Source organism: Alterirhizorhabdus solaris (assembly GCF_007785815.1).
GTDB lineage: Bacteria > Pseudomonadota > Alphaproteobacteria > Sphingomonadales > Sphingomonadaceae > Alterirhizorhabdus > Alterirhizorhabdus solaris.
Genome location: NZ_VNIM01000141.1, coordinates 1 through 8,306 on the forward strand (window position 1 = coordinate 1; position 8,306 = coordinate 8,306).

The window sequence follows — 8,306 nt, forward strand, 5'->3', positions numbered from 1 at the left end:
CAACGGCTTCGGTGAGGGCACCGCCGCCTCCTATGCCTGCGGCACCCCGGATCTGGCCGCGCGCGCCGCGGCGTTCGGAATGCCGGCGGTTGCGGTCGCCGGGACCGACTTCTTCGCCGTCCACGACCCGGGCGGCGAGGCGGGCGAGCGGGGGCGGGGCGGGAAGGCTCGTCCGCCAGCGACGCACGCAATACCTGCGCCCGCTCGCGCCAGCAGTGGCGCAGATAGCCCGGGTAATTTCCGAGTCGGTCCCAGTCGACCCCGGCCCCGGCCGCAAGCAGTCGCGCAAGCTCTTCCGTCGCGGCATCGTGGCTGGCCATGGAGGGGGTTCCATCATCAGGGAGCAGCGACGCCCGGACCTGATAGCCGGCCCGGGCCGGCGGCGGTGTGCCGGGGCGCACAGCCGGGAGGGCCGGGGCGGATTTGTAGGGAAATACGTCTGGCGGAAACCATATGCGTACGCGGCGTTGAACGGCCACGCAGCGGGTGCTGCGACCGAGAACGGAGCGATCGTGGTCAGAAGCGTGTGCCTTGCCGGTTTCGTCACCCTGCTGTCGATGCCAGGCATCGCCGAGGCACGGGCGAGGCCGGGGCCGCTGATCGAGACGCCGGCCCGCGCCACGCTGGTGCTGGTGGACGACATGATGATCGCCGAGGAAACGGGTGCGGAGGACTGGCGCCTGTCCACCGACGCCTACGACCGCCGGGACGATGGCGAGTTGCGCGTGCGGGTGAAGGTGCGGCCAAACCGCGCGATGGGCCGCATGTCGCTATCGTTCTGAGGACGCCGTCATGAGGCCGTCGCCCTGAGTCTTCTGCCCAGAGACGACGACTCCGATCTGACTACGAAGGTGCGCGCCCATTCACCGAGCAGCGATCGCTTCTCCTTGGCGGCGAGCGGTCTGGCAGGGGGACGACGGTACGCCGATCTCCATGCCAAAGCGCCGCCGGATCGCACCGGCCGAAACCGGCCAGATCACGTTCGAACGTTTTCGACGTCACCGAGCGGAGCGAAACGGGGACTGCCCGCCCCGCCTCATGCTCCTGACCTTGGTTCGGTCTGGCGTGCCAGTGCGGGAGTCGCCCGCCTACGCCGCCTGCCGCATTTCCGCTGCCGCCTCGGCAATCAGCGTGAGCGAGCGGCGGCGCGCCTCCTGGTCGAAGATGTCGGAAACGATCATCAGTTCGTCCGCCCCCGTCTCCGCCACCAGCGCGGCGATGCCGCGCCGTACCGTCTCCGGTCCGCCGACGATGCTGCGCGCCAGCATCCGTTGCGCCTGCGCGGCCTCGGCCGGGGACCAGTAATCGGCGATGTCGTCGATCGGCGGGCGGGAGAGGCCGCGCGCGTTCCGCAATAGGTCGGCGAACGACATCTGCTGCGTCGTCGCCAGCCTTCGCGCGGCCGCGTCGGTATCGGCGGCGATGATGTTGACGCCGATCATCGCGTGGGGCGTCGATGCCTGAGCGGAAGGCTTGAAGCGGCTGCGATAGATGTTCAGCGCCGGCATCAGCATATCGGGCGCGAAGTGCGAGGCAAAGGCGTAGGGCAGGCCGAGCTCCGCCGCCAGCTGCGCACCGAACGTGCTGGAGCCGAGGATCCACAGCGGCACCTGCGTGCCCATCCCCGGCACCGCGCGCAGCCGCTGGCCCTCCTGCGCGGGCGCAAGGAAGGCCTGCAACTCCAGCACGTCCTGCGGGAACTCGTTCGATGCCATCGGATCGCGACGCATCGCCCGCGCGGCGATCTGGTCGGTGCCGGGCGCGCGGCCCAGCCCCAGATCGACGCGGCCGGGGAACAGGCTGGCGAGCGTGCCGAACTGCTCGGCAATGATATAGGGCGCATGGTTGGGCAGCATGATGCCGCCCGCGCCGATGCGGATCGTGCGGGTGCCGCCGCCGATATGCGCGAGCGCGACGGACGTGGCGGCGCTGGCGATGCCGGGCATGTTGTGATGCTCGGCCACCCAGAAGCGGGTGTAGCCCTGCTGCTCGGCGTGGCCGGCCAGGTCGCGGGCGGCGTCCAGCGCCTGCTTCACGTCGCCGCCTTCCACCACGCGCACCAGATCGAGAACGGACAGTGCAACCATGCGAAATCTCCTTGGCCCATAATTTAGGGACCGGCGGAGCGGATGGAAGGGCGCGGGGTTGTCGCTCGCGCAACCGATGGCCTATCGCTCGCGTTGCCAATGTGACGAAAACGACCGGAGAGACCCCGATGAGCCAGGAACCCGCCTTCCCCGCCGACGCCGTGCCCGGTGCGGGTGCCGCCGCACTGCCGCCAGCGACCACCGCGAGCCATGCCGGCAACGATGCGGTGGCGGATGCCTCTCCCGCCAATCCCGGCGGTGAACTGGCGGGCGCCGGCGAGGCGATCGCGGCCGCCAGCGCGTTGAAATCGAACCTGTGGCCGGCGGCGGGCGTGGCCATCGGGATCGGCTCCGCTGCTGTCGCCGCTGCGTTGCTGTATCGCGGTCGGCGCTCGTAGCACCGACAGGTGGAAGGCCATCCGGCGTGACAGATACGGATCGTAGCGATCCTGTCCGGTCCACGCCCGGGGAACAGCGCAGTGGGGGGTAGGGGGTTGACCGCCTATCGGATCGGATAATCGCTAAAGCCCGTGGTCGGACTTGTGCGAGCGAAAAGGCGGTGGGCCGAGGTAGCCTTCGCCAGCCGACGGTTCAGCCAGCCGCCAACGCCACGAACCGGGCCGCGAGAAGAAAATCGCGACGCCGCGCGACGCGTGCTTCGGTGGCCAAGCTGTCTTCGCCCCATTGCTCGGCCTGCCAGATCTCGTCGAGATGTGCGGCGTCGAACCCTGCCTCGGGGGTGATCGCGCCTTCGATCACCGCCAGCGGGATCACCAGCGATCCGCTGATCGTGATGAGCGGGGAGAGGGGCGCCAGCGCCCACGCGTCGCGCGTCGCCAATGCCTCGGCCAGCCGCGCGATGGTGGCGGCGGGTTGCGGGCGGTGCATGATGCCGGCGACGAGGGTGAAGGCGATATCGTAGCGATGCCGCGCCCAGTCGAGGATCGGATCCCACACCTCGGCCTGCCGCGCGACGAGCTCGGCGGGGCCATCGGCGCGGTAGCAGAGCAGGTCTGTCTCGCCGTAAGCGGCGAGGGGGGCTGAGAAGGCGACGGTATCAGGCGCGACCCGATCGATCGCGGCGTTGGCGAGACCGGTGAGCGGCATCGACGCCGGATCGACCTTCTCGCCCTGCGCGCGCCATTCCCCGGCGATCGCCTCGGCCAGCGGACGCGACGGGATCGCCAGCAGCGCGCGCGCGGGCGTGCGGACCGGGCGGCCGTCCAGCCGCACGGCATGGCCGCCGACGTCGTCCGCCAGCGTTACGTCCGTATAGAAACGCTTCATCGTTCGCTCCGCCAGCGGCTGACGAGGATTTGCGGCAGCACCAGCGACTCGAACAGGCCGATGGCGAACAACGGCAGGCCCAGCGCCATCCAGCCACCCGCCCTCACCAGATCGCCGAGCCATATCCACAGGCCGAAGATCATCAGCACCAGCCCGCTGGCGCGCGCCGCCGAGATGATCGTGAAGCGGACGCGGGCGAGCCGGTCCCGCTCGTCGGGGGAAAGGTTCATGCGAGGCGCTCCAGCAGGTGGAGGAGATCGGCGGGGGTATCGGCGACCAAATCGGCCCCCTCGGCGAGCAGTTCGACGCGGTCGTGATAGCCCCACGCCACGCCGATCGCGGCGGCGCCGGCCGCTTTCGCCATGCCGATGTCGAAGCTGGTGTCGCCGATCACCACGGTGGTTTCGGGCGACGCACCCGCCTCCGCCATCGCCATGCGCACCATCGAGGGGTGCGGCTTGGAGGGGTGGCGGTCGGCCGTCTGCAAGGTGACGAAACGGTCGGCGATGCCGTGGTGGGCAAGGCAGAAACCCAGCCCCCGATCGGACTTGCCGGTGGCGACGCCGAGCAGCCAGCCCGCCGCGCCGATGCTTTCGATGGCCTCGGCGATGCCCGGAAACAGCGGTTCGGCCACCAGCCCCGCGCCGCGCCGCCGTTGGAACGCGCGCTTGTAATCCTGCGCCAGCGTGACGTGGAGCGCAGGCGCACCTGCGGGGTGGAGCATCGCCACCGCTTCGACCAGGCTCAGCCCTACCACGCGGCGGGTGGCCTCCGCCCCCGGATCGGGCAGGCCGGCGGCGGTGAAGCATTCGCCCATCGCGGCGCAGATCGCGGCCTGGCTGTCCACCAGCGTGCCGTCGCAATCGAACAAGGCGAGGCGGTTCATGCCGCCGCCCCCGCCACCAGCGCCGCCATCTCGCCATGCCCGGCAGCGGCGAAGGCGGCGGCGACGCGGGCGCGCGCCGGGGCGGGCTTGTTCTGCGACAGCTTGGCGGTGCCGCGCCATTCGGCCACGACCAGCCGGAAGCCGACGATGCCGCCGACCATCGCCTCGAAGCGGCCGGGCGTCATCTTGCTACGTGTCCACGCCGGTTTAGGGGCGAGCCGCGCCTCATGGTCGGTGCCCAGCGCGTCGAGTTGCGCGACCGTCTCCGCCGCGTCCAGCCGGCGGAAGGTGCCGTGCGCCTCGGCCGCCACGTAATTCCACGTCGGCACCTGATCGGGCAGGCCGTACCAGTCCGGGCTGACATAGCCGTCCGCGCCTGCAAGGCTGGCGATCCCCCGCGCGCCGTCGAGCAGCGCCGCCATCGGATTGCGCCGCGAGAGGTGGAAGCGCAGGTGGCCCGCGTCGTCCACCAGCACCGGCGCGTGTACCACCGTCGGGCCGTCGGGCGTGGCGGCGAAGATGTGGGCGAACGCACGACGGGCGGCGAACGCGCGCATCGCCGCCTCGTCATTCAGCCGGAACGCGGGGTCCGGGTGCATCAGCCGCGCCCGCGCCCGCGCCGTTCGCCCTTGCGCTCCTTGCGGCGCGATTTGGCGGCGGCGTTTTCGGCGCGGCGCTTGCCCTCGGCCGTCTCGGAGAACTTCACGTCGTCGATCGGCATCTCGGCGCGCTTCGGATCGAAGCCGAGCAGGGTGATGCTGTCGGCGAAATGCGTCGGCGGCTCGGCGGTGATGTCGATCTGCCCGCCGTCCGGGCTGTCGATGCGGATGCGGCGCGCGTGCAGGTGCATCTTGCGGCTGATCCCGCCGGAAAGGAACGCCTCCAGCCCGCCGTATTTGCCGTCCCCCACGATCGGGTGGCCGATCGCCGCCATGTGGACGCGCAACTGGTGGGTGCGGCCGGTATAGGGTTGCAGCTCCACCCACGCGGCGGTGTTGCCCGCACGCTCGATCACGCGGTAGCGGGTGCGCGCGGGGCTGCCCTCCGCCTCGTCGACGTGCATCTTCTCGCCGCCGGTGCCGGGCTGCTTGCCGATCGGCAACTCGATCATGCCGTCCTCGATCGAGGGGACGCCGGCGATCAGCGCCCAATACACCTTGCGCGCGGTGCGGCTGGAAAACGCCTTGGCGAAATGCCCGGCGGCGTTGGCCGATCGTGCCAGCAGCAGCGCGCCGGAGGTGTCCTTGTCCAGCCGGTGCACCAGCTTGGGCCGGTTGGGCGCATCGAAGGCGAGCGCGTCGAGCAGGCCGTCGACATGGCGGTCCGTCTTGGTGCCGCCCTGCGTGGCGAGGCCGGGCGGCTTGTTGATGACGATGGCCGAGCGATCGCGGTGGATCACCATCGCCTGCATATAGGCGGTGTCCTCCTCCGACAGCGGCGCGCGCTCCTTCTTGAGGCGGGCGGGCTTGTCGGCGGTGGCGGCGGTGGCCGCCTCGATGATCTCGGGCGGGGGTACGCGGATGCTCTGGCCGGCGGCGATGCGATCCCCCGGCGTCACGCGGGCGCCATCGACGCGCAACTGGCCGGTGCGCGCCCAGCGCGATACCAGGTTGAAGCTGGTTTCCGGCAGATGCCGCTTGAACCAGCGATCCACCCGGATGCCGTCGTCGTCGTAGCCGACCATGAAGTTGCGGCCATCCTCCGTCTTGCCGTCGCCGCTCATGCCAATGCCCTTACCGTATGGATGCCCAGCGCCAGCATCGCGACCGACGCGACGACCGAGAGGATGATGTAGCCCGCCGCCGTCGCCACCTCGCCGCGTGCCAGCAGCATATAGGTTTCGAGGCTGAACGAGGAAAAGGTGGTGAACCCGCCGAGCACGCCCACGCCGAGCAGCAGCCGCCACGGCTCGCCCGCCACGTCGGCCCGCGCCAGCCCGCCGACCAGCAGCCCCATCAGCAGTCCGCCGGCCAGGTTAACGAACAACGTGCCGTAGGGGTAGCCCGGCCCCATCGCGCGCGTCACGCCGACGCCCGCCAGGTAGCGCGCGCCGGAACCGATCGCGCCGCCGGCCATGACGAGGAGGAGAGGGGGCATGGAAGACAAAACCTAACGCCGCCCCGCTCGCGTGGTGGAGCGGGTTGGTTGAATTGGCCGTCTCTAGCCGCTGCGCCGCCGATCCGCCACCCCGACGCTGGGGATACACTCGCTCCCCTCCTTCCCCGGGCGAAGTCGAGGGACGCCACTGGCGATGCGTGCCGCGTCTCGACTCCCCTCGACGCAAGGGGCGGGGATGGCAATTCCGTCTCCCTGGAGGGGGACCGCGCGCTCAGCCGATCCGCTGCGCCACCAGATCCAGCGGCATCGCTCCCCGGCCGAGCACCAGCGCATGGAACGCCTGTCGCGTGAAGCGCCGACCCTGCTTCGCCCGCATCCGGTCGCGCAGCTCGATCAGGCGGAGCTGACCGATCTTGTAGCCCAGCGCCTGCCCCGGCCATGCCATGTAGCGGTGGATCTCGGCCGTCACTTCCGAAGAGGCGTGGCCGGTCACGCCCTGCATATAGGCGATGGCGCGCATCCGGTCCCAGCGGTGGAAGTGCAGGCCGGTATCCACCACCAGACGCACGGCGCGGAAAAGCTCGTCCTGCAAGCGGCCGAGGTCGCCAAGCGGATCGGTGGCGTAGGCGCCCATCTCTGCCGCCAGCCGTTCCGAATAGAGCGCCCAGCCCTCCTGATAGGCGTTGAAGCTGGCGAGGCGGATCAGCAGCGGCTGCTCGCCGAGGCCGAGCGCGACCGAGTTCTGCGTGTGATGGCCGGGCACGCCCTCATGATAGCTCAGGGTGGGCAGGTGGAAGCGGGCGACCGCCTCCATGTCGCGCAGGTTGATCCAGTAGGTGCCGGGGCGGGGGCCGTCGAGCGAGGGGCCGTCGTAATAGCCGCCCGGCGCGCCGGCCTGCGTCGCCACCGGCACGCGGCGGATCTGGAGGCGCTGGCGCGGGATCATCGCGGGCGGCAGGATCTCGGGATAGCGCGCTTCCATCTTCGCCACGAGGCCGCGCAGATAGTCGAGCAGTTCGGCGCGGCCGGCGTCGCTGTCGGCGAACTGATTGGCCGGATCGAGGGCCAGCGCCGTCATCCGCGCGCCGACGCTCCCTTTGGTCAGGCCGCGGGCGCGCAGCAGCCGCTCCATCGCGGCGGTGATGCGGGTGACTTCGCCGAGGCCGATCTTGTGGATCTCGGCGGGCGGCAGCGCCGTATCGCCCAGCGAGCGGACGTTGGCGGCATAGAAGGCATCGCCCTGCGGCTGGGCCCACAGCCCGTCCTCCGCGCGCCCGCGCGGGATCATGTCCGTAACCTGGGCGGCGAGGGCGGCGTAGGCCGGGCGCGCGCGATCTTCAAGCAGGCGGGTGGCGCGGGCCAGCGCCCTGTCGCGAAAGGCGGCGTCTAGCCGGGCACTGGCCATGCCGTCGCGCAGCGCCGCGATCATCGGGTGCCGGTCGGCAGGGCCGGCGAAGAAGCCGGCGATCACCTTGGCGGCCCCCTCCAGCAGGATGCGCGGCGGGCGGCAGCCGGCCGCCTCGTCCGCCGCCAGCTTGGCGCCGACGCCGGTGAAGGCGGCGGGAAACGTATCCAGCTTGGCAAGCCACGCCTCGACCGCCGCCGGGGTGGAGACGGACTGCTGGCCGGTCATGATCGCGGGCGTGTCGATCGCCGGGCCGCCGATCTGCGTGACGAGATAGGGCACGTGCCCCGAGAAGCTGAACGGCGCGACCCGGCCATAGGGGATGTCGGCCGACCGCAGCGAATTCTCCAGCACCGCGCGGCCGGTGGCGAGATCGAGCGCGCCGTTGGCGTCGGCGGTGCAGGTGAGGCGGGTGAGATCGGCCTGCCCGGCGCGTAGCGTCTCACGCAGCCTCGCCTCGCCGGCGGGCGAGTAATCGTCGATCACGCCGGCCAGCGGCCCGCCGTCCAGCGCGGCCGGCACGCCGGCATACACGCCGGCCTCGGGCGTCTGCGCCAGGATGCGGTCCGCCGCCGTATCCAGC

At 71.0% G+C, this 8,306-nt stretch carries 10 protein-coding genes and 1 pseudogene; 3 read left to right on the forward strand and 8 right to left on the reverse strand.

Annotation, left to right across the window (positions count from 1 at the left end):
- Both FOY91_RS22660 and FOY91_RS22480 read left to right on the forward strand, forming a co-directional pair.
- Positions 1-154: pseudogene (locus FOY91_RS22660) on the forward strand (thiamine pyrophosphate-dependent enzyme); the annotation flags it as partial.
- A gap of 358 nt (positions 155-512) precedes the next feature.
- A complete protein-coding gene (locus FOY91_RS22480; protein WP_238995807.1) occupies positions 513-782 on the forward strand; it encodes a hypothetical protein in 270 nt (89 codons plus the stop codon).
- Positions 783-1,088: 306 nt separating this feature from the next.
- Here the strand turns inward: FOY91_RS22480 and FOY91_RS19830 are convergent, their stop codons facing one another.
- Positions 1,089-2,087 (reverse strand): LLM class flavin-dependent oxidoreductase, encoded by a 999-nt coding sequence (locus FOY91_RS19830; protein WP_145155584.1) that lies wholly within the window; start codon positions 2,085-2,087, stop codon positions 1,089-1,091.
- A gap of 128 nt (positions 2,088-2,215) precedes the next feature.
- Between FOY91_RS19830 and FOY91_RS19835 the strand changes: the two genes are divergently transcribed.
- Positions 2,216-2,485, forward strand: coding sequence for a hypothetical protein (locus FOY91_RS19835; RefSeq protein WP_145155586.1), 270 nt, complete (start codon positions 2,216-2,218; stop codon positions 2,483-2,485).
- A 193-nt stretch (positions 2,486-2,678) separates the two neighbouring features.
- On the opposite strand, the gene FOY91_RS19840 is transcribed toward FOY91_RS19835, so the two are convergent.
- The 7 genes from FOY91_RS19840 to FOY91_RS19870 all read right to left on the reverse strand — a co-directional run.
- Positions 2,679-3,374, reverse strand: coding sequence for an ATP12 family chaperone protein (locus tag FOY91_RS19840; RefSeq protein ID WP_145155587.1), 696 nt, complete (start codon positions 3,372-3,374; stop codon positions 2,679-2,681).
- Positions 3,371-3,604: a hypothetical protein gene (locus FOY91_RS19845; protein WP_145155589.1), complete on the reverse strand. Its 234-nt coding sequence runs from the start codon at positions 3,602-3,604 to the stop codon at positions 3,371-3,373. Before FOY91_RS19845 ends, FOY91_RS19840 begins: the two co-directional genes overlap by 4 nt.
- Positions 3,601-4,260 carry an HAD-IA family hydrolase gene (locus FOY91_RS19850; protein WP_145155591.1) on the reverse strand — a complete coding sequence of 220 codons (660 nt, stop codon included), beginning with the start codon at positions 4,258-4,260 and terminating at the stop codon, positions 3,601-3,603. Before FOY91_RS19850 ends, FOY91_RS19845 begins: the two co-directional genes overlap by 4 nt.
- The gene (locus tag FOY91_RS19855; RefSeq protein WP_145155593.1) at positions 4,257-4,859 is read right to left on the reverse strand and encodes an FMN-binding negative transcriptional regulator; all 603 of its coding nucleotides are present in this window, start codon (positions 4,857-4,859) and stop codon (positions 4,257-4,259) included. The genes FOY91_RS19850 and FOY91_RS19855 overlap by 4 nt, the downstream gene beginning before the upstream one ends.
- A complete protein-coding gene (locus FOY91_RS19860; protein WP_145155595.1) occupies positions 4,859-5,983 on the reverse strand; it encodes an RluA family pseudouridine synthase in 1,125 nt (374 codons plus the stop codon). Before FOY91_RS19860 ends, FOY91_RS19855 begins: the two co-directional genes overlap by 1 nt.
- Positions 5,980-6,357, reverse strand: a complete 378-nt coding sequence (gene crcB / locus FOY91_RS19865; RefSeq protein ID WP_145155597.1) for a fluoride efflux transporter CrcB — start codon at positions 6,355-6,357, stop codon at positions 5,980-5,982. The genes FOY91_RS19860 and crcB overlap by 4 nt, the downstream gene beginning before the upstream one ends.
- Before the next feature lie 232 nt (positions 6,358-6,589).
- Positions 6,590-8,306 (reverse strand): DUF885 domain-containing protein (locus FOY91_RS19870; protein ID WP_145155599.1); only part of this gene is annotated, 1,717 nt, incomplete at its 5' end.

Bases quoted from the DNA above. Each gene is read 5' to 3' on its own strand.
- FOY91_RS19830 (WP_145155584.1), bottom strand. From the start codon at position 2,087: ATGGTTGCACTGTCCGTTCTCGATCTGGTGCGCGTGGTGGAAGGCGGC.
- FOY91_RS19835 (WP_145155586.1), top strand. From the start codon at position 2,216: ATGAGCCAGGAACCCGCCTTCCCCGCCGACGCCGTGCCCGGTGCGGGT.
- FOY91_RS19840 (WP_145155587.1), bottom strand. From the start codon at position 3,374: ATGAAGCGTTTCTATACGGACGTAACGCTGGCGGACGACGTCGGCGGC.
- FOY91_RS19845 (WP_145155589.1), bottom strand. From the start codon at position 3,604: ATGAACCTTTCCCCCGACGAGCGGGACCGGCTCGCCCGCGTCCGCTTC.
- FOY91_RS19850 (WP_145155591.1), bottom strand. From the start codon at position 4,260: ATGAACCGCCTCGCCTTGTTCGATTGCGACGGCACGCTGGTGGACAGC.
- FOY91_RS19855 (WP_145155593.1), bottom strand. From the start codon at position 4,859: ATGCACCCGGACCCCGCGTTCCGGCTGAATGACGAGGCGGCGATGCGC.
- FOY91_RS19860 (WP_145155595.1), bottom strand. From the start codon at position 5,983: ATGAGCGGCGACGGCAAGACGGAGGATGGCCGCAACTTCATGGTCGGC.
- crcB (WP_145155597.1), bottom strand. From the start codon at position 6,357: ATGCCCCCTCTCCTCCTCGTCATGGCCGGCGGCGCGATCGGTTCCGGC.